Genomic DNA, 24,704 nt, shown 5'->3' on the forward strand with positions numbered 1-24,704 from the left:
CGTGACCACTGCTGTACGCCTGTCATGAGCTCTCGCCTCCCGACATCGTCACCGATACGACATTCGAGACTAGCTATGCGCACACCGGGCGGGGCGGCCTCCGCGTCCGTGTTGCCCGTTCAGCGACCTGCGCAAGGCGTCTACCCTCCTGAGGGGGGTGAGACGCCTGCCGTTCTTCAGCAATGGGTTCAAGGACGTGGCCGAACGTCGGCCTTCGACACGCGTAATCCGGATGGCGGGGGTGGTCGGCAAGGAGTACCCGCTCTACCTCCACGAGACGATGCGGGCCGAATCGAGGTGATCGCTCACCAGTGATCGCGGCCGCGGCGGGGCCACCTGGTAGTTACTCATTCCCCGCGCCCATCCGTTTTCCGTGACATTGCCGGAAGTTCTCGAGGTGCGACTCAGGGTCCTGCCGAACCGCTGTTGCTGAGCGTATGTCGAGCTCCACGGCGACATGCTCGACCGGACAGTCGACCCGGAGGCCGCGCGGTCGGCCCGTAGGGCAGTCCGAAGAGCGGATTCCGATGCCTCACAGTCGGATCGGGCCGAATTCGGCGGCCGTGCGGGCGAAGGCGCGAATCGCGGGGCTGTCGGAGCTGGAGCGCCAGGTCAATGCCCACTGCAGGTCCGGCGCGTCGGGCATGGGCAGGAAGGCGATGCCCGGCGGGTTGTTGTAGCGCGCGGCGATCTCGCCCAGCGGGTGGACACACTGTCCGGACGCAACCAGGGAAAGGATCTCGTGGAAGGTTCGTGCGATCGGCCCGCGGGGGATGCGGCGACCCAGCGGTGTGCGCATGGGGACCATGGACGCTACCCAGTACTCCGGGGCCTCGGGGCCGAAGTCGATGACATGGTTGTCGGCGAGATCTTCCAGGGACGCGGCGCCACGCGCGGCCAGCGGATGGTCTGCGGCCACAGCCAGGACGCGGCGGCCGGTGAGTACGGTGGGACCGACGGTGAGGTCGGGTTCGAGGACGGGCAGCCACAGCATGTTGATGTCGTGTTCGCCGCTGCGGAGCGCGGTGAACGGTTCGGCGCCGACGATTTCGCCGAACGTGACGTCGCTGCCCGGATAGCGAGTGCGGAACGCCTCGATGAGGGGCCGCAGTTCGTATCCGGCGTGCCCGAACACGCCGACCTTCAGCGTCTGGCCCGCGACCGATCCGGCGGCCTCGGCGCGGGCGAGTGCGGCCTGGAGCAGGTCGTGGACCTGCTGAAGGTCTTCGCGCAGGCGTCGGCCGACAGGTGTCAGGTCCACACGCCGGCTGGTGCGTTCGAACAGCGGCGTGCCGATGAGGCGTTCCTGTCTGCGGATCGCCTGGCTGACGCGAGCTTGTGATACGTGCAGACGTTCGGCGGTGCGGCCGAAGTGCAATTCCTCGGCGAGCGTCAGGAAGATCTCGATGTCGCGCAGCTCCATAAATAACTCCAGTGTTATGGATCAGTGCACGAAGTTTACGTTGTTCGGCCCGCGGTCTGCCTCGATGCTGGGTTTGTCACCGCGGCACACGCCTCGGTGGAGAGACCGAGAAGAGGTGAACCCGATGAACAACCATGTGGTGATCGCGGACCGGGTCGAGATCGGGGCGCTGTGCGCGGAAGTCACCGACGCGGTGATGATGCGTGACTTCGACCGCGTCGCATCGCTGTTCACCCATGAAGCAGTGATGCGGTGGCCGCACATCGACAAGGAGTTCGTCGGCCGGCGCGAGATCCGAGCGGGTATCGAATGGGGACAGGGGCTGTGGGAGTTCTTCGTCCAGAACGTCCACCCCGGCTTCCTCGAGGTCAGCGGTGACACCGCGACCGGCCGCGCCTATATCGAGGAGTTCGGGCGGATGCGCGACGGCAGCTCGCATCGCAACTTCGCCGTCTATCACGACCGCTACGAGCGCACCCCCGACGGCTGGCGGGTCAGCGAACGCGAATACGAGGTCAGATATCTCGATTCGTCTCCACTGCCCGGCTCGCCCCTGGGCATCGGCCATTGACCACTGCCTCGCGCCGGCGGTCTGCGTCGTGTGGGCCGTTGCGCTCTCGAACCACTCACCAGCCGAGGGCCCTGTGACCGCGGTGATCCGATGCACCGGCTGTCACAGCATCGGGACCCACGGTGTCTTGTGCCCGAACCCCTGTCGAACGAAGGAAAGACAGCATGAACAGCTCGAACGAAATCGTCGTGATCGGTGGCGGATATGCCGGTGTGATGGCGGCCAACCGCCTGACCCAGCGCGCCGACGTCCGGGTGACGGTGATCAATCCGCGCCAGGTCTTCGTGCCGCGGTTGCGGATGCACCAGGTGGTCGGCGGTACCCACGAGGGCGTCGTCGACTACCAGGATGTGCTGGCGGAGGGGGTGCGGCTGATGGTCGACAGTGTGACGCGAGTCGACGCGGCCGCGCGCAGGGTGGTGCTGGCCGAGGGCGGCTCGATCGGTTACGACTATCTCGTCTATGCGGTGGGCAGTGGCAACGCCGAACCGCTGGTGCCGGGGGCGGCCGAGTCGGCCTATCCGGTGGCGACGTTGGAGGCGGCGCAGCGGCTGCGGTCGGTGCTGTCCGATACGCCCATGACAGCCCCGGTGACGGTGATCGGCGGTGGCCCGGCCGGCGTGGAAACCGCCGCCGAGCTGGCCGGACAGGGACGGGCGGTCACCTTGGTCTGCGGCGGCGCCCTCGTTCCGTACCTGCACCCCAAGGCGCGGCGCACCGCCCACAAGTACCTCGCCCAGCTCGGCGTCACCGTCATCGAAGGCGCCGAGGCCGCGGTCACCGCGGTGACGGTCGGCGCCGTGGAACTGGCCGACGGTCGGAGACTGGCCAGCGATGTCACGATCTGGTCGGCGGGCTTCGGGGTGCCCGACCTGGCCACCCGCAGCGGGCTGAGCACCGATGCTGCCGGGCGTCTGCTCACCGACGAGACGCTGACCAGCATCGACGACGAGCGCATCGTCGCGGCGGGCGATGCGTCGGCGCCGTCGGACCTGCCGTTCCGGATGAGTGCCTACTCCGCGTACTGCCTGGGAGCGCACGCCGCCGACACACTGCTGCACCGGATCGCCGGCGAGCAGCCCGCGCCGATCGATCTGTCGTTCCCCGCCATGTGCCTGAGCTTCGGCCGCCACGCCGGGATCTACCAGCTCGGCCACAAGAACGAGACCGGTATGCGGCTGTACTTCAGCGGATTCCTGGGCAAGAAGCTCAAGGAAGTCGCCTGCTCGGCCGGTATCGCGCACCTGGCGACCGAGGCGAGCAAGCCCGGCTCGCACCACTGGTTCAAAGACGGCAAACACCGGCCCGCCCTGCTGCGGGCCCAGCGCGACGCGATTGCGGCACCAGCGGCCGCGACCGCGACCCAGCCGAACTGACCCCGGCATCGAATTCGAGAATCCCGAAGCCGTTGCACCCCGAGGCCATCGGCGTGCTCGCCGCGCGTGGCACGGATGAGGATCGCGGCGGGGGATCGTCCCCGTCGGCGTATAGCCGACGCGGCGGGGACGATCCCCGACGCATCATGCGTCGCTGAGATGGATCAGCAGTCCTACCCGCCGATGGAGCGGAAGAACTCGCGGATATCGGTGACGAGTTCGGCAGGCGCCTGGAGGGAGGCGAAGTGGCCGCCCACCGAGTACTCGTTCCAGCGGACGACGGTATTGGCCTTCTCCGCCAGTCCGCGGACGGCGCGGTCGCCCTGGAAGTTCGCGACCGCGGTCGGCACGCCCGAGGGCGTGGGCTTGCTGCCCCAGGATGCCCCCGATTCGCGGTAGAGGCGGGCGGCGGAGCCGGCGGTGGCGGTGAGCCAGTAGATCGTGACGTCGGTGAGGACGATGTCGCGGTCGACGGGCGCTTGGTCGGTGGCTGTCGGATCCCAGTCGACGAACCACTCCAGGTTCCACGCCAATTGGCCGGTCGGGGAGTCGTTGAGGGAGTAGGCGAGGGTCTGTGGTCGCAGGGCCATCTGCGTGGCGTAACCGTTGTGCCCGTACCACCACATCTGGTTGGCCAGCGCCTTCGCTCGATCCGCTTCCGACAGTTCGGCGAGTTCGTGGCCGGATCCGGTCGCGGTGGCGGCATCGGCGAGGGCGTTGACGTGCACGCCGATGACCTTGTCCGGCGCCACCCGCCCCAGTGCGGGGGAGATGAGGCTGCCGTAGTCGCCGCCTTGGGCGCCGTAGTGCTCGTAGCCGAGTCGTTCCATGAGTTCCGCCCAGGCCCGTGCGATGCGGGGCACGTCCCAGCCGGTGTCGCGGGTGGGTCCCGAGAAGCCGAAGCCGGGTATCGACGGGGCCACCACATGGAAGGCGTCGGCCGGGTCGCCGCCGTGCGCGCGAGGATCGGTGAGCGGGCCGAGGATGTCGAGGAAGTCGGCGGGGGTGCTGGGCCAGCCGTGAGTGAGGACCAGCGGGGTCGCGTTCGGCTCGGGGGAGCGGACGTGCAGGAAATGCACGTTCTGGCCGTCGATTTCGGTGGTGAACTGCGGGACCTTGTTCAGTCGCGCTTCCTGCTCGCGCCAGTCGTAGCCGGTGCGCCAGTACTCGACCAGGTCGATCAGGTAGTCGCGGTCGACACCGTAGGACCAGCCGACACCCGGCAGGGCGTCCGGCCATCGGGTGCGGCCGAGCCTGGCGTTCAACTCGTCGAGGTCTGCCTGGGGAATGTCGATGTGGAAGGGGACGATCGCGGGGGAATTCTCGGTCATGGAGAGAGCATCAGCCTGTATAGGACGGTTTCTGTCCTACACGCACCGGATGATCGATTCATGTCGGAGACCACACCCGCCCGGTTGCTGCGGTTGCTGTCGCTGCTGCAGATGCACCGGGAATGGACCGGGACCGAGTTGGCCGAACAGCTCGCGGTCACCACTCGCACCGTTCGGCGCGACGTGGATCGGCTGCGGGAGTTGGGGTATCCGGTGCACGCGGTGATGGGGCCGGTGGGGGGATACCGGCTCGGAGCGGGTGCGGCGCTGCCGCCGCTGCTGTTGGACGACGACGAGGCGGTGGCTGTCACGCTGGGGCTGCAGGCCGGCGCGGCGGGCAATGTCGCCGGCATCGAGGATGCGTCGCTGCGCGCGCTGACCAAAGTGGAGCAGGTGCTTCCGCCGCGGCTGCGCCACCGGGCCGATGCCCTGCGCGGTGCGGTGGTCGCCATGCCGCCCCGCTACGGTGCGGGTCCGAGCGTCGACGCCGACACACTCACCACCGTGTCGGCGGCCATTCTCGCCGCCGAAACACTGCGTTTCGACTATCGCAGCCACGCGGGTGAGGAAACCCGGCGCAGTGTGCAGCCGCATCGCATCGCGCACTGGAGTCGCAAGTGGTACCTCGTCGGCTGGGACACCGACCGGGCGGACTGGCGCACGTTCCGCGTCGACCGGATGTCGTTGCGGACCCCCAACGGCCCACGCTTCACCCACCGCCCGTCTCCCGACGGCGATGTCGTCGCCTACCTCCGCCGCACCATGGGCTTCGCCATGTGGCCGTTCCGCTCGGTGATGCGCGTCCACGTGCCTGCCGAAGAGCTCGCCGGGCGGATCGAAGGCATTGTCACGCCCATCGACGAGCGCACCTGTCGCCTCGAGATGGGATCGGACTCCTATGCGTTGGTGGCGTTGGTGGTCGGCATGTTGGACGTCGAATTCGAGGTCGAGTCCCCACCGGAGTTGGTGAGCCACCTCGAGGCTCTCGCGGGGCGGTTCACCCGGGCCACTGGCCACCCTCTCTCGCCGCGACGGTCGGGTAACCATTCGTGACATTTGTAGTCTGTCGAGGCGACTGTGCCATGCTGGTCCGACAGCCTCGGTCACCAGACGATCTGCCGGACAATGCGGCGAGGCATGTCGCGGATCTAATGGACGTAGTCGATAGGAAGGGCAAGCCTATGAGTACCTTTCAACGGCTGGATCCGATCGAGCGCGACGAAGCAACCACGCTACTCGAATCCTCGGATAGTGGTGTGATCGCCGAGACGATCTTGCGGCTGGCGCTGCACGACCCCGATGCCCAGTGGGTTACCTCACGTGCGCTAGCCCTATTCGAAAAGCCGGATGCGGATGTGCGCAACAGTGCGGCCACGGCCCTGGGGCACATCGCCCGCATCCACCGAAGTATCGACCGCGACCGCGTCGTTCCCGCCCTGCAACACCTTCGGCGTGATCCGAAGACCAGGGGGCGTGCAGAGGATGCCTTGGACGATATCGCGATCTTCGCTCCACCCGGCTCCGGCACATCTTGTGTACGGTCGGGTAATCGCAAAGTCAGGCTCTGGCAATGGATTCGCCGCCAGCAGTGCACCCTTGATGTTCGTTTTCCCGGTCGCCGCATGACCAGCCCATTTTCCGAGGGTGCGAGTCTTGCTGGATTCGAACTGGACCTGCATGATCGAGGAGCAAGATTCTCTTCGAATGGTTTCCGTTTGCTGTCGGGGGTGGCGCTGCCTGCTGGCTTCGCGGTCCTGTTCGTCGTCGTATCGCTCGCCCTCGGCGGGTGCGATCGCGCCATCGATCAGGCGATGGTTCCGGACGTCGAGGCGTCGACCGATCCGGCCTTGGTGGCAGAGGCCGGCGAATACGGCGAATGGGTTCTTCCCTCGCGCGGGAAGGTGCTACTGGTCGAGCGGGAGGTCATTCGCGACCGGAGGTACCGGATCGCGGTCGAGGTGTCGCCCGCCGATCTCGTCTCGATGCTGGAGCAATCCCGTTTCCCTACGGTTCTTGCGATTGATTACCCGCCGTACCTCCAGAAGACGATCGCGGGGCCTCCGCTGGAATCGTCACCGAAGGTGCTTCATGCACAGGAATGGTTCACGTCTTCGGCGGGGAAGGTCATGCTGCGCGATGTCACCGTCGATGAGCGCGATGTGAATACTCGAATCGTTCATATCGATTTCCGCGGTGTATGACGGCGAGGACCAACGACTCTGAGCGGCGATGACATCGCCGATACGGGCGGCATTTCGGAAGAAACTCTGTAGGCGGCCCGTTGATCAGAGCAACTTCAAGTTCGCGACAGCGCTACTGACGCGATCGCGCAGCTGTTCATCAGTGAGGTCACCTTCTTCTGCATCTGCCGGATCAATCGCGTAGTCCTCGAGTGCGTAGAATACGCGATTCATCAGGAATTCGAACTGAGCGCTGATCCGCTCTCCCGTATCAAGCGCTTTGCGGCGGGCGCTCAGCCAGTTGCGCGCAAAGGTTGCGCCGTTGATGTCCGACGATATGAATTGGTTCATCAATGAGATCTGTTCACCCACGGCTGAGGTCGAGGGTACGTCATGCGGGCGCACCCATGCACGCTTGCTGTGGCTTCGGTCGGAGCCGTTGTTGACCATAGTCTTCCCTCGTACCAATCGGCCTGACTTCGATCAGGCCACCTCGATGTCGATCTTCTGCGGTGTGGACCGGATCCTAGCATCTACAGGCGAAGGCAGGTTTTTCGTCAAATACCGCTAGTACAGCCATCCTTTTTGGACGACATCGCTGAACTGTCTATCGGAAAGCTTCCATGCCGACCAGAATTGCCCGTCGGATCGGAGCATGACCATCTTGTTGCTATTCGGGTCGATGAATCCGATGGCGGTTCCTTGGTTTCGGTAGTTGAATCTATAAATCTTCGTGTCAGGTGAAGTCATGTGCTCCTTCATTGCCTCGATGAATGCTGCCTTGTTCGCCTTGTTCTTGTTTCCGGTCAACCCGAAGTCGGCGGCATGGGCATCATACTTCTTGTCGAGGACTTTCTGGTTGCTGAAATCTGCTCTATCTGCCCATGCGCGTTTGGCGCACGCTGCCGGCGCCAGACCGAGCGGGTCACTCCATGAAATCGGGTTCCATGGATAAGAATTGGGGTTTTGTGCAGGAGCAATTCCCAGAGGATCCTGAGTGAGGTATCGGCCGGTTTCGGGATCGTAGTAGCGGTGCAAATTGTAGTAAAGGCCGGTCTCCGGGTCGTGTTGTTGGCCTTGGAAGCGGTGAGGAGTGTCGGGGCCGGTCCAGATCGTTCGGCCCCACAGGGTAGTAGTGGAAGTCGAGCTGATTCGGCCGGTGAGGTCGGCCAGTTGAGTAGGCGAACCTTCGAGGTTGGTGATGATCACCCAGAATTGGTCGTCGACGGACTGGGTGAGTGGGACGTGAGTTTCTGGGTGATTGGTCCAGGTATGCGTTCTGGCGCTGGAGTCCGTGGCGGTGGTCTGTTCGGTGAGATGGACGCCGTCCCAGGTGAAATCGGTGTGGGTCTCGGTGGCATGGTGGTGTTTCGTGGTGCGGCGGCCGAACGGGTCGTACGTGTACGACCAGGTGTCGTTGTCGGGGGTGGTGACTTCACTGAGCTGGTCGAAGGCGTTGTAGCGGAAGTGCCAGATGGCGGGTTTGCGGGAGAGCCGGGTCTTTTCCTTGCGAATGAGGCGCCCGGCGGTGTCGTAATGGAATCGGGTGCGGCCGGCTCTGATGAGGAGGTTGTTGCGGTATTCGAAGCGGGGGCCGACAGCGGAGTCGGTTGTGCTGTGGTCGGAATGAGGAAGTGCTGGTGATGTCGGGATCTCTGCAGTCGTGAGGTTCGACAGGGCGTCGTAGGTGTATTGCTCCGTGACGCCGACGTCGGGTGTGGTGATATGGGTGATGCGTCCGAGAACGTCGAGGGTGTAGTCGCGGCGTCCGGCCGTGGTGGGTGAGGTGGTTATGTGTCTGGTGATGTATCCGTCAGGGCGCCAGGTGTACTCGTCGCGCTCGAGTAGTCGGGTGGGTGCACTGGTGCGTGGGTCGAGTTGCACGAGTTCACGGCTGAGGGTGTGTCCGCCGCGGCTGTAGGTGCTGTGCTGTCCGATTCCGGCGCTGCGCCAACTGTTCTGGCGTCCGAGTGGGTCGTGGGTGAAGTCGAATCGGTGCCCCTGGGTGGTGAGAGCGGCGACTCCACCGATCGGGGTGCGTTCGTAGGTGGTTGTCGAGCCACTCGGAGTCGTGTAGGCGGTCTGCCGGCCGTGTATGTCGTAGTCGTAGGTGGTGGCGTGTCCGTCGACGTACTGTGCCCGGATCCGGCCTGCTGGGCTGCGGTCGAAGGTGACGGTATGGATCGTCTTGTCGTGTAGACCGTTTCGGGCAGCTGCGATGTGACCGGTGGGGGTGTATGTGTTGCGGATCCACTCGCCGGTGTCGGTTCTGGTACCGACGTACCTGCCGAGGATGTCGTAGGTGTGCAGGCGTCGGACGCCTGTCGGTGTGGTGGTGGCAGCAGCTTGTCCGAGCAGATCGTATTCGGTGCGGGTGACCGATCCGTTGTAGTCGGTTTCGGTGCTGAGGTTGCCGGTCGCGTCGTATTCGTAGGTCCAGGTGTCGCCGAGGGGGTTGGTGACCGAGGTGAGGCGGCGTTCGCTGTCGTGGGTGTAGATGGTGACGGTGCGGTCGGGTGCTTCGCGGGTGGCGACCAGGTCGAAGGTTCCGTAGGTGTACCGGGTGACGGCACCGATCTGGTTCGTGTGGGTGAGCAGGTTCCCTTCACCGTCGTAGGTCCAGGACTGGGTCCCGCCGTCGGCGTCGGTATACGAGAGCAGCTTGCCTTCGGCCGAGTAGCGGCGGGTGCTGGTTCCCCCGAGGGGATCGGTGATCGTGGTGGGTCGGCCGAACATGTCGCGTTCGATGAGGGTGACGGCGTTGTTCGGTTCGGTGATCCGGATCGGCAGACCGGCGGGGTCGACCTCGATGACGGTGGTGGCTCCGGTCGAGAGCGTGATCGACGCCGGGGCCCCGCACGGGTGGTGGGTGTAGGTGGTGGTGACACCGTCGGCATCGGTGACGCCGGCGAGATTGCCGTGCTCGTCGTAGGTGCGGACAGTGGTCGTTCCGTCGACATCGGTCGTCGTGGCCGGGCGGTGTGGCGCGGCGTAGCTGATGGTGATCGATTGTTGGTCCGGACGCCGCAGCAGAATCAGATCACCGTCGGAGTTGTAGAGATACGTGGTGATGTTGGCGTAGGCGTCGACGTGGCGGACCGGCTGGCGGTATTCGTTGTAGGCGAAGATCGAGGTCGCGCCCCGCGGATCGATCCTGTTGCGCAGGCACAGATCCTCGTCGAACTCGAAAATGGTGGTCGCGCCCAAGGAGTTCGTGTGGCGGGTTCGGGTCCGTCCGGACCCGGGCAGAATTTCGTAGGCGAGACTCGCCGACAGGATGCCGTCGGTACCGACCTGTTGCACGACGCGGCCGGACCGGTCGTAGGTGTTGCGCATTTCGGTGCCGCGTGAGTCGCGCCAGGACAGCATTCGCGCGTCGCTGTCGTACCCGTAGTGGGTTGTAGCGCCGACACCGTTGGTGACCGAGGTGAGATTGCCTGCTGTGTATTCGAATTCGCGGACGCGGATACCGGCGGCAGTGTTGGCGGGGTCGGCGCCGGTGACAGTGAGAGACGTGATGCGCGCGTCTTCGGTGGTGATCTCGACGCGATAGCCACCGGAGTGGGTGACGTGGGTGGGGGTGCCGTCCGTGCTGTAGTGGAAGCGGATGTGATTGTGGTGGCGGTCGGTGATCTCGGTGATTGCGTAATTGCCGAGCCGGGTGTCGAGTCCGGCCAGGACCGGGTCGGGATGGAAGCCCCAGGTGAGCTCGCGCTCGGGATCGTGAACTAGGTATCCACCGGTGTCGGTGCGGGTCATCCTGGCACGGATTCCCTTGTGCACCGGGCCGACCGGGACATCGGGCGCTGTGTGCGGGAACTGCCATAGTTCACCGTCGGGGCCGATGAATTTCACCCCGATCTGATCGACGACCACTCGCATGTCCAGTGTCGCTGCCCAGGACGGGCCGAACCACCTGCCGAATCGGTAGGAGGAGCGGTGGCGGCGGGTCAGGACCAAGGCGAGGACACCGGGGAGTTCGACGTCGGTCTCTGCGAGGAGGAACTCACCTGTCGCGGCATCGACCGGGTCACCGCAGTCGGTGGTTTGCGACTTGGTCTTGTTGAGGTCCGGGCTCTCGGATTTCGTCTGGTCGGGAAGTTTGGTGTCCTTGTCGGCCGCGATCTTCGGGTTGTTCGTCGCCGGAGCGTTCGCGGGAGTGGTCTTGGTGGGATTCTCGGTTGTATTCGATGGTGATCCAGACTCTTTGGAATTCGCCGGATTCGTTTGTGTGTCAGGCTGTTTGGTGCTAACTGGGTTGGTCGGAGTGTCTGGCTGCTTGGTGCTTGCGGGAGTGGTCGGGGTGTCGGTCTGCTTCGCGCTCGCAGGTGTCGTGGTGAGATCGTCGGTGTTCTTCGTCGACTTCGACGGGGTCTTCCTGAACGCCTTCGCGATGTCGCCGAACGCCGACTTCAACTGCTTCAGCAATGGCTTCAGCTTCGCCATCGTCTTCGCCAGCCGCGAGAACAGCTTCGAGATCATCGCGACGGTCTTCGCGATATAGGCGGTGGCCTGGGCCGCGATCACCGGAGTGGCGACACCCAGCGAGAAGACGGCTTCGGCCGCCCAGACCGCGAGGCGTCCGACGGTTTGGGCGACGAGGTCGCGCACAGTTTCGCGGACCGCGGCGACGACTCCGCCGGCGAGGCGGATCGCCGAGGCGGCGGCAGTAGCGGCGGTGTTCGCGGCGGTGAGGAGGTTGGTGGTGTCGGCGGCGGCGTTCTTGTAGGCGGTGGCGGCCTGGCCCGTCCAGTCGGCGACATCGGTGCTGACGGCCTTGCTCTGGGCGGCGCCGACCTCGCCGAGGCGGGTGGCGACGTTGTCCCATGTCTTGGCATAAGCCTCGATCTGGGCAGGGTCACCGGCGATCCAGTCCAGGGCGTCCTGAAGGGGTTGGCAGTGTTCGATGAGCCAGCCGACGCCATAGCCGGCGAGCGTGCCGAAAGGATCGACGACCAAGGAAACGGCTTCAGCGGCCAGACCGACAACGCCGAGGCCGACGTCGATCCAGGAGCCACTGGAAATGGCGTCCGACAGGTCGGTGACCGAACTGACCAGACTGATGCCGGTGGACCAGTCGGTGGTGTCTTCCGGTGCGGCGATGAGCGGGTTGCTGGCCACTACAGCCTAGATTCCTGGGACTTCAGGGCGGCGGCGTTGGTGGTGTCGCGACCGGTGAACGCATCGGCTACTGCCGTGAGCTTGTCGGCGGTGTCACCGAAGGAGGTGATCGCGGCTTCGATAGCGTCGATCCCGTCGGTTTCGACCGAATCCACGAACAACGGACCGAGGAACGCGCACAGCTTCCCGAACGCGTCCGAAGGGGCTGAGGCCGCCTGGGCGGCTTCCAAGGCTTCGGTGAGCCCGGAACCGGCGGAGGTGACGTTGGTGGCATGGGTCTTTATCTTGTCCGGAGAGACATTCAGCTCCCCGGCACCACCCGCACTCGTCATCGTGCCCCCTCCTATGGTGAAGCCTCGTGCCACCCGCTCGACGGGCGTTACGACCCCCTCGATCTGCGGTGTCGACCGGCCGCCCCACCTTTGCCTCCCGTAAGAGAACGCCGATCGACGGCCTGCGCCACTCGGTGCCGATTGACCAGCGTAGCGGAGGCATTCACCTCCACGACTGTGGAGAATTCGACGGAACCCGAGGACATTTGGATGCGTCTAATGAGGTGACAACATGTGATCCGGAGGTGCGGACTCGTTCTGTAGGGAGTTCCAGCACTCGGCCCGCAACCATCCGGCAGCCTCTCCGGGCGTCACATCCGCGCATACCCCCAGCACATGGATTTCCCCCAGTCTCCGGCCGGCGCTGGCGATTCTCATGACTCGCCGGGAGTGGTTGCTCGGCCGCGGGTAGATGATGGCAGCGACAGGCGCGGAGGCGGGGGAGTAGCCGGCGATGTAGGTCAGCAGCTGATGGACATCGGAGGGAGACACGCGATCGGCGTGATAGGTCTTGTACTTCGCATCGACGGGAACCACAGCTGCGTCGGGCCCGCCCAGCCGGACGAGCACATCGGGCCGGAACCGCGATGTCGATGACAGATCGCCGTGGACGGTGATGGCGTCGTTCCCTCCCTGGGGTAGCAGGATCGCCTGCGGTGGAACGGAATCCGCACACAGCCGACGTACGGCAGCTTCCCAGAGACGGGGCAGATCGAGCAGCAGACTGCCCGCTTCGGATCCGGTGTCGGCGAGCAGGTCGGCGACACCGCCACCGCGCAAAAGCAACGCGGCCCATGTGTGGGCGGCCCGGTAGCGACGGGTGAGGTGGGTATAACGGGCCCGCGCATGGGCCCGTAGCGATGTCGCCGACGATCCCGTGACGGGGAATTCCGCGGCCTCCGACCGGAGGTTCCGGGCGAGGTGCGAGTCGCTGACCGTCGCGACTGCCGCGCGCAGGGCGTGCCCGCACAACTGGTTCTCCCAGATATCGACGTCCCGGTCGAACGTGCGCATATGGAGTCGGTCGAGCTGCCCGAACCGCCGAGTGGCCTGGGCCGCGACGTCGAGCCGGCCACGCAGGACCGGCCCCACGTGCTCGGCACGCACGTAGTCGCGGCGGAGGCCGTCGCGGAGAAGTGTGCGGCATTCGGCGAGTAGTGCGGCGGCAACCAGGTCCGCGAATCCGTCGGTGGCCACGGTCCATTCACGAAGGGTGGCTTCGTGCGGAACGGGGGCATGTAGCGCGTAACACAACCACTGGATCAGGGAGCGTCCGGTGAAGGCCGTCTTCGGGGTGATGATCAGGCGAACTCGGTCCAGATTCAGCACACCGACAGTCCCCTCCGGGCGGAAACTCCAGCCGGAGCGTGTCGGGGTGAGCGTGCAGCGCCGCTGGTTCTGTAACAGGGTGAGGCGTCGGACATCGTTGTCGGTCAGCTGGTCGTGGCCCAGCGTCGCCGACTCGTACTCGGCGACGAGGATCCGCGGCATGTCACGCATCGCTGTCGTGTGTCCCCGCGGTGTACTCGGCGGCGAGCGCCGCGGGCAGATCGGCGGCGGCGAAGTGAACCGGCCGGCCGGACTCGGAGTCGACCAGAGCGCCGAGGATCTGCCGCAGCAGGTCGACGCGGCCGACACAGTAGTCCACCAGCAGGGGCACGATGTCGTGATAGAAGGCCGACCACAGTTCGTCCTCGGTGGCGACCGGCTCGTCGTCGCGCAGCAGATAGGCGTGGCCGATGCGATGATCGGAGTCGAGGACACGGTCGATGCGTTCGTTCATCGACGTCAGCAGTGACGACAGTTCCAGCGGTCCGATCTGGCCCGACACGGCATCCGGGTCCGGATCCACCGACACGAAGGCGAACCGCCGCCGGATCGCGGCGTCGAGGTGGCTGACGCTGCGATCCGCGGTGTTCATCGTGCCGATGATCCGGATGTTCGGCGGCACCTCGAAACGGCGAGTGCTGATCGGAAGCGTGAGCGGGAGGCCGCGCTTGTCGGCTTCGAGCAGAGTCACCAGTTCGCCGAAGATCCGAGGCAGATCGCCGCGGTTGATCTCGTCGATGATCAGCAGGAACGTCGATTCCGGGGCGTCGGCAGCGGCGGTGCACAGCGTGTGGAACACCCCATCGGCCAACTGCAGCCGCAGACCCGACCCGCTGGAATCCTGGGCAGGCTTGAAGCCCTCGACGAAATCCTCGTAGCTGTAGGAGGGATGGAAGGTCACCAACCGGACGCGGCCGGAGTCGATGAGCCGGGCGACGGCGGCATTCCGCGAGGAACCCTCCGCGATCGAGTTCGAGTGCAGCGCCAGAGCGATGTCGAGGGCGAGCCGGGTCTTGCCGGTTCCCGGCGGTCCGTGCAGGATCAGCTGCGGCTTGTGCTCGAGGATGGCGAGCGCACGGCTGACTTCCTCCGGCAGTGCGGATTCCGTCTGCTCCTCGGGCCCGGCGGGGCGTGCGGCGGTGAGCTTCGCGAAGAGAGTTCGAGGCACCTTGGCGAAGGTGGTCCGCCATGCACCGTTCGGCTCGGAAAGCTCCTGCGCGTAGCTGGTGTCCCAGTCGACCGGGATGAGGTGTTTGGATTTGCGGCGCGTGTCGTCGAACCGGTAGCCATCGGAAACCGTCCCGATCGCCAGCACTTTGCGAATTCCCTGGTTGGCAACGATCCGATCGCCGGGCTGCAGGTCACGGAACGCGATCAGCTTGCTCGCCTTGTCGGCGTTCATGCCGGGACGCTCGGTATAGAGCTCGTCCATCAGCTCTTTGAGTTCCGCGTCGCTGGCGAACTGGGTGAGATCGCCGACCTCGTCCCAGCCGACACACATGAACCCGCCCTCGAGACATTCCTGCCAATGCCTCGCATCCGCGCCCGGCGCGATCTTCCAGATGGCGTGCTCGTGCCCGCGCGGGTCGAAGTTCGCGTACAGGAAACGCATGACCTCCTGCGCATCCCAGGTGGATAGATCGGGATCGCGTGCGACGAGCTCGCGCAACTGCCGGTTGGCGCGCCACGCCGCGACATTCTTCTCCGGCGTCCCGCCGAGCGCGGTGATGAACGCGCGCAGGTGCGACGAGGAGAAGATCGGCAGGAAGTGTTCCGGGAAGTATGTGGCGAGAGACTTGGTGACCAGAGCCTGGCCCGACCGGAGAATGTCGAGGTCGTCGAGCTCGTCGAACGCTTCCCGCTGGACCGCGTCGAAAGCGGCCACGAACTGGCCACGCAGCCGCTGCCACGCCTCCTCGACCGGAAGATCGAGCAAGGCGGGGGCCCGCTTCCACTCACCGGAGCGGTGCCGGTAGAGCATGTGCTTGCCCGCGCTGCCGCCGCTGATGCTGCCGAGTCGGCGGGTGCCGAACTCCATGAGCCGGCAGTAGGTCATGGTGTCGGAGGAGCCGAGGCCGAGGGCGTAGCGGTCGAGAGGGAGTGCGGGCCACTCATCCAGGGGGAATTGTTCGACGACGTATTTGCGGAGGTCGGTGGCCTCGGCGACTTCGGCGGCGACGGTGGAGCGGTCGAACGCGGCGATGGTGGTTCGCAGATCGGTGGTCAATGATGCCTCTCGACAGGGTAGTGCGGGCTGGGTGCGGGCAGCGGATCGATGGGCGACACAGACGCCGGGTACTGGAGCCGCCGCACTGATAACTTCGGGATCATTCCCTGATCGGGCTATCCACGCCGTGCGCTACTGCCTCGATCGCGAGTTCCTCGAGGTCGTTCAGCGACTGACCAGCTGCATTCTTCCAGTTCGCCCGGCCGTTGGTGCTCCGCCCGACGAGCACGCTGCCAGCGGCTGACGGACTGCTGAAGAGGTGGTCCCTGAGAAAGACCAGGTCACCCCCGTCGATCTTGATGACCCCCTCGGTCTGGAGAATCTCGCGTCGCCGCATGAGCGCCGCCGTCGCATTCGGACTTGCCTCGGCACGTCCGCGCGATCCCTCCAACACCAGCAGCCCTTCGGACGTCAGGTACCCGCGCCCCTGGCAGCCGGCGTTCTGCAGGAACAAGAGTTCGTCTTTCTCGCCTTGGTCCACACTCGCGTCGGGCGCCACCGGGGGCGCGGCCTTAACCGGCTCGAGGATCGGTGCACCCAGGGTCGCGAGCAGCACAGCGATCGTGTCGAGGAACTCGAGGCAGTCCGCTTCCAACGGTTCGGGTGTGTGCGGGTTGGAGGCCTGATTTCCGTTGAGCAACCGGAACCGGTCGGCCATGGTGGCGCGGCCGATCGACAGCCACTCCAGGTAGGACACGTGGGTGGTAGTCCACTCGTTGGTAAGCGAAACGGCGACCATCGCGCGCGTCCAGAAGTCCTTGCTCTTTGCATGCTGCTGGAGTCGCCCGCCGACATTGCCGGTCTGACCGATGTACGCCTGGGCGGTCTCGTCACCGTCTGCGCCGAACAGGAAGTAGACGCCAACCTGTCCCGACTCCGGCCGCTTGAGGAACTCACCGAGCAGCGAGCGCGGTACCTCGAAGACCCGAACGGTGCGGGTGGTGATGCTGGCGACTCGAATGCCTGACGGATTGCCTGATGGAAGGTAGATCTGAATCGTCTGTGCGCGGGCCATGGTCATGCCACCGTTGGCGGCAGGACGACGTCCCCGTGCTGGTTCGGACGCAGTGGTCCGTGCATCAGGTTCGCGATGCTCCAGATCAGAACTGCATCGGTCTTGGCCATCTGTGGTGCGGTCTCCTCGGTTCGGCGGTCGCAGTGAAAGTACCCTCACAGGCTGGATCCGGATCAGCGGCCAGCCGAGCTAGATTGGGACTGCCCCGAGTTCGGTGGGACTGCTGCCGGAGGCGGCGGTGCGGCTGGTATTTGCCGCAGCGAACGCGAGCCTGGTCACCCGCCGAGCCGGGGTCGGCGAGGAATCGGGGTTGATCCTCAAGGCGGCTCGGCTCGGGGTGGCGCTGATCGTCTCCGATCGCGACCCGACCCGCACCTCACCGGTCGACTCACCGAGCACCCCTGGTGCCGGATGTTCCCCGCCGGACCATCGAACCCGCCCTGCTCTCCACCTGGACGAGCCACTACCGGAGCATCGGGGTCGACTTGGTCGCTTCGACCGTAGTCTACGGTGCTCACACCAGGGTGGTAGACGGGATCGATCCTTGCCTGTCGGTCCGCTCTGCCAGAATGGGGCCGACATTCAGAGGGAGGCAAGTGACCATCGACCGCATCACCCTGGCCGAGTTGGAGCAGTATCTCGCTAAGGCGGCCGATCTGCTTCGCGGCAGCATCGACCAGGCAGACTTCAAGGCGTACATCTTCCCGCTGATGTTCTTTAAACGGATCAGCGACGTGTACCTCGAGGAGTACGCCCAGGCGTTGGAGGAGTCCGGTGGTGATCACGAGTTCGCCGCATTCGCTGAGAACCACCGCTTCGCGATTCCCGAGGACAACCTCTGGGACGACGTGCGGGCGCACACCGAGAACATCGGTACCGCGCTGCAGACCGCGTTCCGCGGGATCGAGAAGGCCAACCCCGAGACCCTCTACGGGATCTTCGGAAGCGCGAACTGGACGAACAAGGACAAGCTGCCCGACCGTCGGCTCGCCGATCTGATCGAGCACTTTTCCACCAAGACGCTCTCCAATGCGGCGGTGACCCCGGATGTCTTCGGCAACGCCTACGAGTACCTGATCAAACGCTTTGCTGATCAGTCGAACAAGAAGGCCGGCGAGTACTACACCCCACGCTCGGTCGTTCGTCTGCTGGTCAACATTCTCGATCCCCGTGAGGCTGAGACAGTCTACGATCCGGCCTGCGGTACCGGCGGCATGCTCATCGAGGTTATCGAGCACGTGAAAGCCGCCGGTGGTAGCCCGAAGACTTTGTGGGGCAAGCTGTTCGGTCAGGAGAAGGTGCTTACCACCTCGGCGATTGCGCGGATGAACTTGCTCCTGCACGGGATCGAGGACTTCAAGATCGTCCGCGAGGACACGCTCCGTAATCCGGCCTTCTATACCGGCAACCACCTGGCGCAGTTCGACTGCGTCGTCGCCAATCCCCCCTTCTCGCTGAAGAATTGGGGTGAAGCCGAGTGGGCTACGGACAAATGGGGCCGCCACGAGCTCGGCGGCCAGCCACCCAAGGGGTATGCCGACTGGGCGTGGGTGCAGCATATGTTCACCTCCGCCACCCCGGTCAGCGGCCGTGTCGCCGTTGTGCTACCGCAGGGCGCGTTGTTCCGGCAGGGAGCCGAAGCACGGATCCGCACCTACATGCTGAAATCCGGCGCAGTCGAGGCCGTGATCGGTTTGGCGCCGAACCTATTCTACGGCACCGGCCTTGCCGCCTGCGTACTCATCCTGCGCCGCTGGAAACCAGCGGAGAAGAAGGGGAACGTGCTCTTCATCAACGGGGAGAGTCTGTTCAACCGGGGGCGCAAACAGAACATCCTGGAGCCTGGGCACGCCCAGCAAATCCTGGACGCCTACGAACGGTTCGAGGATATCCCGGGCCTGGCGCACGTCGCCGATCTCGGTGAGATCGCCGACAACGACTACAATCTCAACATTCCGCTCTACGTTGCACCCGCGGATACCGGTGAGAAGACGACGCTGGCCGACGCGCTGGCGGATCTCGAATCCGCGCGTGCCGAGGCGGCGGCGACCCGCGCCGCGTTAGAGGCAGAATTGACCAAGTGGGGACTGGGGATTACGGCATGAGTACGTCTCGTATCACCCAGCGCGAACTGGAGTCCTACCTCTGGGGCGCCGCCGTCGTGCTGCGCGGCCTCATCGACGCCGGCGACTACAAGCAGTACATATTCCCACTCGTGTTCCTCAAACGGATCTCCGACGTCTACGACGAGGAACACCGTGCCGCCCTGGAAGTCTACGACGACGAAGACCTCGCCGACCTGCCGGAGAACCACCGATTCGCCATTCCCGAGGGCTGCCACTGGGACGACATCCGCTCCCGCACCCACAACATCGGCGCCACGATCCTGCAGGCCATGCGTGGGATTGAGTCCGCGAACCCCGACACCCTGCCCGGTGTGTTCGGCGACGGCGACTGGAGTAACAAGAACTTGCTACCGGACTCGACGCTGGCGGATCTAATCGAACACTTCTCGACCAAGACCCTGTCGATCGCGAATCTACCCGAGGACGAGCTCGGCAACGGCTACGAGTACCTGATCAAGAAATTCGCCGACGACTCCGGCCACACCGCCCAAGAGTTCTACACCACCCGCACCCTCGTCCACCTGATGACACTCATGCTCGAACCGCAACCCGGCGAGTCGGTCTACGACCCGACCTGCGGCACCGGCGGCATGCTCATCTCCACCGCCGCCGAGGTCAAACGGCAGGGCAAAGAATGGCGCAACCTACGCCTTTACGGCCAGGAACTCAACTACGGCACCTCGGCGATCGCCCGGATGAACCTCTTTCTGCATGGCATCACTGACGGGCACATTGCCCACGGTGACACTCTCACGCGTCCGGCCTTCCTCGACGCCACCGGGCAATTGCAGACCTTCGACGTCGTACTCGCCAACCCGCCGTACTCCATTAAGGCGTGGAACCGAGCCGCGTTCACCAAGGACCCCTACGGCCGGAACATCTGGGGCGCCCCGCCGCAAGGGCGCGCCGACTATGCCTTCTTTCAGCACATCGCCAAGAGCCTTGACTCGACGACTGGCCGCGCAGCGATCCTCTTTCCCCACGGTGTGCTGTTCCGCCGAGAAGAAGCCGCCCTGCGTGAGGCGCTGGTAAAATCCGACCTTGTTGAATGCGTTCTCGGACTCGGCGCCGGACTCTTCTACAACAGCCCCATGGAGGCTGTCGTCATCACCCTCCGCGCAACCAAACCCGCTGAACATGAAGGCAAGGTTCTGTTCATCAACGCTGTCAACGAGGTTGCCCGTGAACAAGGGCAGTCATTCCTCCGCGAAGCACACCAGACGAAAATCCTCACCGTGTACCGCAGTTTCACAGACATCAACCGGTTTGCGGCCGTCGCCACGCTGGACCAGATTGCGGACAAGAATTTCAGCCTGGCCATCCCGCTATATGTCGCCGGAGTCAAAACGGGCAATGTGGGAGAGGGTGTCGATATCGTCGATGCACTGGCTGGCTGGCGAGCTGCGGCGGTGACATCCAAGTCCGCTCTCGCTGACGTTGTTGCTCTGCTGCGTACGGAGGTGTCGCATTGAGTCTTAATCTCAACAAATCCATATGGAAGCGTGTTACTTTCGGTGACGTGGTTCGGAATGTTAATTTCACCGTCAAGGGTCCGGAAGCGGCTCGTATCGACCGAGTAATTGCAATGGAACATATGGATCCTGGTGAACTTAAGATTCAGCGATGGGGTACCGTCGCGGACGGTACCACTTTTACCCGCCGGGTAAGGCCCGGCCAGACGCTCTTCGGCAAGCGTCGCGCATATCAGCGCAAGGTTGGCTACGCGGAGTTTGATGCGATCTGTTCCGGCGACATCCTTACCTTCGAAGCGGACGAGAGTCAGATACTCTCCGAGTATCTGCCATTTCTCGTCCAATCGAACGAGTTCTTCAACCATGCCCTCGGCACTTCTGCTGGTTCGCTGTCACCTCGAACCAACTGGAGAGACCTTTCCAACTTCGAGTTCAATCTCCCACCCTGCGACGAACAGAAACGCATCGCCGATCTCTTGTGGGGGGTGGAGCGCGCACTCCGATCATTGGTAAAGCTCCGTACTGCCGCAAGTGAGAGTCGGCGTATCTGGCTGGATGGTCGGATGTCCGCGCTTATCACAGAAGGAGTGGTACCCTTTGCGGACATTTGGTCGCGCTCGCCCGAGAGCGGCTGGTCCTCCACACCCGTCGATGACTCCACTGGGTACTATGTTCTATCCTTGGCGGCGCTCGGCCCCGATGGGTACCGACCCGGCAATCTGAAGAACATTACAGATAGCCCGCAGGCACGTGCTGCGACCCTTCGGCGCGGCGATCTGCTGATCTCACGGGCGAATACGGTTGATGCTGTTGGGCGTATTGGCATCTATGATGAGGATCGATCGGACGTCTCATTTCCTGACACGATGATGCGTGTGTCCCTCATCGAAGGTGTACTCTCTGAGTTCGCTGTCGCGGTGATAAGCAGCACGTACGGGCGGATGCACATGCGGCGATCTGCTGCAGGCAGCGCGACAAGCATGGTGAAAATTAACCGGGCGTCTCTCGGGCGCTTGCAGTTCCCGGACGTTTCATTAGAGATCCAGCAAGCCTTGCTGAATGATCTTCGTACTTTCGAATCAAGTCTCACCAATATCGATGCCGAGACAAGGGAACTTGCTTCTCTGCGCGCATCTCTTCTCGCTCTTATCTTCGAGGAATCTGATGGCTAAGTTCGACGAGGCGAACTCGGTCCGCGATTTCGTGCGCGACATAGTGAAGTCGACACATGTCCAATTCGTGCCAGGGCCTGATCTGCCGCGCCGCACAGATGAGGTGATCCTGGGAAGCCTAGTCAGGAAGTCGCTGATCGCGCTGAATCCGGAGATCGATTCGGATCCGACCAAGGCTGACGAGGTTCTCTATAACTTACGTGCCATCCTGATCGCTGCCCGCACCGCTCCGCATCCAGTGGTGGCGAACGAGGAGTTCATGGCATGGTTGACCGGGCAGAAGTCGATGCCGTTCGGACCGAATGGTGAGCACACGACCGTCCGATTGATCAACTTCGACAACCCCGCCGACGAATCGGCAAATCAGTGGGTGATCTCCACTGAGGTAACGTTCGTGCTGGGCCGGGTCGAGAAGCGTTTCGATCTAGTGTTGTGGTGCAACGGTTTCCCCCTGGTCGTCGGTGAGGCGAAGTCGCCGACCCGGCCGGCGTACACGTGGATCGACGCCGCGGCCCAGATCCACGAGTACGAGGAGAGCGTGCCGCAGTTCTTCGTGCCCAACGTCTTCTCGTTCGCGACCGAGGGCAAAGATTTCCGCTACGGCACGGTCGGTATGCCGGTGGAGCTGTGGGGCCCGTGGCGCGAGGAGAATGGTGTGGAGGGCCCGCCGGCCCGGTACGGGCTCAGTGCGGTGCGGGAGGCGGTCGAGGGAGTACTCGCTCCGCGGTCTGTACTGGACTTCCTGCGGTTCTTCACCCTCTACGCGACCGACAAGAAGCATCGAAAGATCAAGCTCATCGCCCGGTTCCAGCAGTTCCAGGCCACCAACCTCATCGTGGAGCGGGTGCTGCTTGGCCAGATCAAGCAGGGTCTTATCTGGCATTTCCAGGGTTCCGGGAAATCGCTGCTCATGGTCTTCACCGCGCTCAAGCTGCGGGCGATGGCCGAGCTGACTAATCCGACGATCTTGATCGTGGTTGACCGGATCGATCTCGATACCCAGATCACCGGCACTTTCAATGCCTCCGATGTGCCCGGCCTGGCCTCCACCGATTCGCGTGCCCAACTGCAGACCCTGCTGCGACAGGGCGCACGGAAGATCATCATCACCACTATCCACAAGTTCGGCGAGGCGCCCGGCGTGCTGGACACACGGGACAACATCATCGCGATGGTCGACGAAGCCCACCGTTCGCAGGAGGGCGACTATGGGCAGAAGATGCGCGAGGCCCTGCCCAACGCGTTCCTGTTCGGGTTGACCGGCACGCCGATCAATCGGCGCGACCGCAACACGTTCAAGTGGTTCGGGTCGCCCGAGGACGAGGGCGGCTACCTGTCGAGGTACTCGTTCGACGACTCGATTCGCGACGGCGCCACCTTGCCGCTGCATTTCGAGCCGCGCCTGTCGGAGATCCACATCGACCAGGAGGCCATCGACACCGCGTTCGAAGAGTTGGCGACCGAGCGGGGGCTGTCCGAGAGCGACAAGACCACCCTGTCGAAGCGGGCGGCCTCGATCGAGGTGCTGATCAAGACCCCGTCGCGGATCACCAAGATCGCCGCCGATATTGCCGACCATTTCCGTGCCAAGGTCGAACCGGAGGGTTTCAAGGCCCAGGTCGTCGCCTATGACAAGGAAACCTGCGTCGCCTACAAGGCCGAACTCGACAAGTACCTCGGGCCGGAGGCGTCGACCATCGTGATGTCGAAGACCCGTGGCGATTCCCCGGACTGGGCCGAATGGACCCCCGGGGCCGCGGAGTTAGAGCAGGTCGTGGGGCGCTTCAATGATCCCGCCGACCCGTTGAAGATCATCATCGTCACCGCGAAGCTGCTCACTGGGTTCGACGCCCCGATCCTGTTCTGCCAGTACCTCGACAAACCATTGAAGGAGCACACGCTTCTGCAGGCGATCACCCGCACAAATCGGGTCTACCCGCCGAAGAAGACCCACGGCCTGATCGTCGACTACCTCGGCATCTTCGACGATGTCGCCAAATCGCTCGCCTTCGACGAGAAGTCTGTGCAGCAGGTCATCTCCAACATCGAGGAACTGAAGCAGGAATTCGCGCCTGCGATCGCGGCCGCGCTGTCATTTTTCCCAGGCGTCGATCGCACTGTCGGCGGCTACGAAGGCCTCGTGCAGGCCCAGTCCGCGATCGCCGACGCCGCGACCAAGGACGCATTCGGGCTCGCCTACAGCGTGGTCTCTCAATTCTGGGAAGCGATCAGCCCGGACCCGATGCTCGGGCAGTACCGCGACGACTACCGCTGGCTCACCGACGTCTACGAGTCCGTCCGTCCCTCCGATATCACCGGCCGGCTGGTCTGGCACGCCCTCGGCGCCAAAACCATCGACCTCATCAACGAACACGTCCAGGTCGAAATCCCCCAAGGCACCGAGACGATCGTGCTCGACGCCCAAACCGTCGAGGACCTGATGATGGGCAGGCGCAAGGACATCCCGCCCGAGGAGATCGAACGCCAGATCACCGCCCGTATTGCCCGCCACCTCAACAACCCGGTCTTTATCGAACTCGGCCAGCGTCTCAACGCGCTGCGCGAGAAATACGCCGATATCCAGCAGTCCAGCCTCGACTTCCTGCGGGAACTCCTGGAACTGGCCCGCGACACCGTCGCCGCTGAGAAGGCCGCCGACGAGGTGCCGCGCGAGGAACAGGGAAAAGCCGCTCTCACTGAGCTTTTCGAAGCGCTGAAGACCGATGAGACCCCGATCATCGTGGACAACATCGTCAACCGGATCGACGAAGTTGTCCGCGGAGTCCGTTTCGAAGGCTGGCAGGGCACTATCCGCGGTGACCAGGAAGTACGGCAAGCGCTCCGCAAGACGCTGTATGTCCAGTTCAAGATCCGAGACAACGACGTCTTCGAAAAGGCCCTTGGCTATGTCCGGGAATACTACTGATGGGGAATTATTGCATGATCTCAACATGGTGATCGATCCCGGGTATTCACCCCGCGTATTTCGGGTCTTTCCCGTTAGTTGCGATCGTTCGGAGCATGCGGCT

At 64.0% G+C, this 24,704-nt stretch carries 17 protein-coding genes; 8 read left to right on the plus strand and 9 right to left on the minus strand.

Annotated elements, in window-relative coordinates:
• Positions 1 to 532: 532 nt before the first annotated feature.
• A complete protein-coding gene (locus ON26_RS13675) occupies positions 533 to 1,423 on the minus strand; it encodes a LysR family transcriptional regulator (RefSeq protein ID WP_040796437.1) in 891 nt (296 codons plus the stop codon).
• Between the two features lie 124 nt (positions 1,424 to 1,547).
• On the opposite strand from ON26_RS13675, the gene ON26_RS13680 reads away from it, so the two are divergent.
• Both ON26_RS13680 and ON26_RS13685 read left to right on the plus strand, forming a co-directional pair.
• Complete coding sequence (locus ON26_RS13680; RefSeq protein WP_040796438.1) at positions 1,548 to 1,994, plus strand: nuclear transport factor 2 family protein; 447 nt, start codon at positions 1,548 to 1,550, stop codon at positions 1,992 to 1,994.
• 164 nt (positions 1,995 to 2,158) lie between these two features.
• Positions 2,159 to 3,370 carry an NAD(P)/FAD-dependent oxidoreductase gene (locus ON26_RS13685; RefSeq protein ID WP_040796439.1) on the plus strand — a complete coding sequence of 404 codons (1,212 nt, stop codon included), beginning with the start codon at positions 2,159 to 2,161 and terminating at the stop codon, positions 3,368 to 3,370.
• A 173-nt stretch (positions 3,371 to 3,543) separates the two neighbouring features.
• Here ON26_RS13685 and ON26_RS13690 read toward each other — a convergent pair whose 3' ends face one another.
• Positions 3,544 to 4,701 carry an epoxide hydrolase family protein gene (locus ON26_RS13690; protein WP_085999003.1) on the minus strand — a complete coding sequence of 386 codons (1,158 nt, stop codon included), beginning with the start codon at positions 4,699 to 4,701 and terminating at the stop codon, positions 3,544 to 3,546.
• 60 nt (positions 4,702 to 4,761) lie between these two features.
• Here ON26_RS13690 and ON26_RS13695 point away from each other — a divergent pair, with 60 nt between their 5' ends.
• Entirely contained in the window at positions 4,762 to 5,754 is a 993-nt protein-coding gene (locus ON26_RS13695) for a helix-turn-helix transcriptional regulator (protein ID WP_040796440.1), read from the plus strand.
• Positions 5,755 to 5,882: 128 nt separating this feature from the next.
• Positions 5,883 to 6,902, plus strand: coding sequence for a hypothetical protein (locus ON26_RS33355; RefSeq protein WP_157171884.1), 1,020 nt, complete (start codon positions 5,883 to 5,885; stop codon positions 6,900 to 6,902).
• An 84-nt stretch (positions 6,903 to 6,986) separates the two neighbouring features.
• On the opposite strand, the gene ON26_RS13705 is transcribed toward ON26_RS33355, so the two are convergent.
• The 7 genes from ON26_RS13705 to ON26_RS34200 all read right to left on the minus strand — a co-directional run bounded on the left by ON26_RS13705 (position 6,987) and on the right by ON26_RS34200 (position 17,015).
• Positions 6,987 to 7,331, minus strand: a complete 345-nt coding sequence (locus ON26_RS13705) for a colicin immunity domain-containing protein (RefSeq protein WP_083884056.1) — start codon at positions 7,329 to 7,331, stop codon at positions 6,987 to 6,989.
• 117 nt (positions 7,332 to 7,448) lie between these two features.
• Entirely contained in the window at positions 7,449 to 12,002 is a 4,554-nt protein-coding gene (locus ON26_RS13710; RefSeq protein ID WP_051027029.1) for an RHS repeat-associated core domain-containing protein, read from the minus strand.
• Entirely contained in the window at positions 12,002 to 12,334 is a 333-nt protein-coding gene (locus tag ON26_RS13715) for a type VII secretion target (RefSeq protein ID WP_051027030.1), read from the minus strand. Before ON26_RS13715 ends, ON26_RS13710 begins: the two co-directional genes overlap by 1 nt.
• Positions 12,335 to 12,550: 216 nt before the next feature.
• A complete protein-coding gene (locus ON26_RS13720) occupies positions 12,551 to 13,834 on the minus strand; it encodes an McrC family protein (RefSeq protein WP_083884057.1) in 1,284 nt (427 codons plus the stop codon).
• Positions 13,827 to 15,890 carry an McrB family protein gene (locus ON26_RS13725; RefSeq protein ID WP_040796441.1) on the minus strand — a complete coding sequence of 688 codons (2,064 nt, stop codon included), beginning with the start codon at positions 15,888 to 15,890 and terminating at the stop codon, positions 13,827 to 13,829. Before ON26_RS13725 ends, ON26_RS13720 begins: the two co-directional genes overlap by 8 nt.
• Positions 15,891 to 15,990: 100 nt before the next feature.
• A complete protein-coding gene (locus ON26_RS13730) occupies positions 15,991 to 16,911 on the minus strand; it encodes a GIY-YIG nuclease family protein (protein WP_040796442.1) in 921 nt (306 codons plus the stop codon).
• Complete coding sequence (locus ON26_RS34200) at positions 16,908 to 17,015, minus strand: type I restriction-modification system subunit M N-terminal domain-containing protein (protein ID WP_218000579.1); 108 nt, start codon at positions 17,013 to 17,015, stop codon at positions 16,908 to 16,910. Before ON26_RS34200 ends, ON26_RS13730 begins: the two co-directional genes overlap by 4 nt.
• Positions 17,016 to 17,501: 486 nt before the next feature.
• On the opposite strand from ON26_RS34200, the gene ON26_RS13740 reads away from it, so the two are divergent.
• The 4 genes from ON26_RS13740 to ON26_RS13755 are packed head-to-tail and all read left to right on the plus strand — an operon-like array spanning position 17,502 to position 24,601.
• The gene (locus ON26_RS13740) at positions 17,502 to 19,010 is read left to right on the plus strand and encodes a type I restriction-modification system subunit M (protein WP_040796444.1); all 1,509 of its coding nucleotides are present in this window, start codon (positions 17,502 to 17,504) and stop codon (positions 19,008 to 19,010) included.
• On the plus strand, positions 19,007 to 20,503 hold the full coding sequence (locus tag ON26_RS13745) for a type I restriction-modification system subunit M (protein WP_040796445.1): 1,497 nt from the start codon (positions 19,007 to 19,009) through the stop codon (positions 20,501 to 20,503). The genes ON26_RS13740 and ON26_RS13745 overlap by 4 nt, the downstream gene beginning before the upstream one ends.
• Positions 20,500 to 21,675 carry a restriction endonuclease subunit S gene (locus tag ON26_RS32280; protein WP_157171885.1) on the plus strand — a complete coding sequence of 392 codons (1,176 nt, stop codon included), beginning with the start codon at positions 20,500 to 20,502 and terminating at the stop codon, positions 21,673 to 21,675. Before ON26_RS13745 ends, ON26_RS32280 begins: the two co-directional genes overlap by 4 nt.
• Positions 21,668 to 24,601 carry a type I restriction endonuclease subunit R gene (locus ON26_RS13755; protein ID WP_040796447.1) on the plus strand — a complete coding sequence of 978 codons (2,934 nt, stop codon included), beginning with the start codon at positions 21,668 to 21,670 and terminating at the stop codon, positions 24,599 to 24,601. Before ON26_RS32280 ends, ON26_RS13755 begins: the two co-directional genes overlap by 8 nt.
• The last annotated feature ends 103 nt before the right edge of the window (positions 24,602 to 24,704 follow it).

The sequence above is a fragment of the Nocardia higoensis NBRC 100133 genome, assembly GCF_000308595.1.
Taxonomy (GTDB): Bacteria; Actinomycetota; Actinomycetes; order Mycobacteriales; family Mycobacteriaceae; genus Nocardia; species Nocardia higoensis.

Coding starts and splice junctions, on each gene's coding strand:
- ON26_RS13675 (WP_040796437.1), bottom strand. CDS start 1,423: ATGGAGCTGCGCGACATCGAGATCTTCCTGACGCTCGCCGAGGAATTG.
- ON26_RS13680 (WP_040796438.1), top strand. CDS start 1,548: ATGAACAACCATGTGGTGATCGCGGACCGGGTCGAGATCGGGGCGCTG.
- ON26_RS13685 (WP_040796439.1), top strand. CDS start 2,159: ATGAACAGCTCGAACGAAATCGTCGTGATCGGTGGCGGATATGCCGGT.
- ON26_RS13690 (WP_085999003.1), bottom strand. CDS start 4,701: ATGACCGAGAATTCCCCCGCGATCGTCCCCTTCCACATCGACATTCCC.
- ON26_RS13695 (WP_040796440.1), top strand. CDS start 4,762: ATGTCGGAGACCACACCCGCCCGGTTGCTGCGGTTGCTGTCGCTGCTG.
- ON26_RS33355 (WP_157171884.1), top strand. CDS start 5,883: ATGAGTACCTTTCAACGGCTGGATCCGATCGAGCGCGACGAAGCAACC.
- ON26_RS13705 (WP_083884056.1), bottom strand. CDS start 7,331: ATGGTCAACAACGGCTCCGACCGAAGCCACAGCAAGCGTGCATGGGTG.
- ON26_RS13715 (WP_051027030.1), bottom strand. CDS start 12,334: ATGACGAGTGCGGGTGGTGCCGGGGAGCTGAATGTCTCTCCGGACAAG.
- ON26_RS13720 (WP_083884057.1), bottom strand. CDS start 13,834: ATGCGTGACATGCCGCGGATCCTCGTCGCCGAGTACGAGTCGGCGACG.
- ON26_RS13730 (WP_040796442.1), bottom strand. CDS start 16,911: ATGACCATGGCCCGCGCACAGACGATTCAGATCTACCTTCCATCAGGC.
- ON26_RS34200 (WP_218000579.1), bottom strand. CDS start 17,015: ATGGCCAAGACCGATGCAGTTCTGATCTGGAGCATCGCGAACCTGATG.
- ON26_RS13745 (WP_040796445.1), top strand. CDS start 19,007: ATGAGTACGTCTCGTATCACCCAGCGCGAACTGGAGTCCTACCTCTGG.
- ON26_RS13755 (WP_040796447.1), top strand. CDS start 21,668: ATGGCTAAGTTCGACGAGGCGAACTCGGTCCGCGATTTCGTGCGCGAC.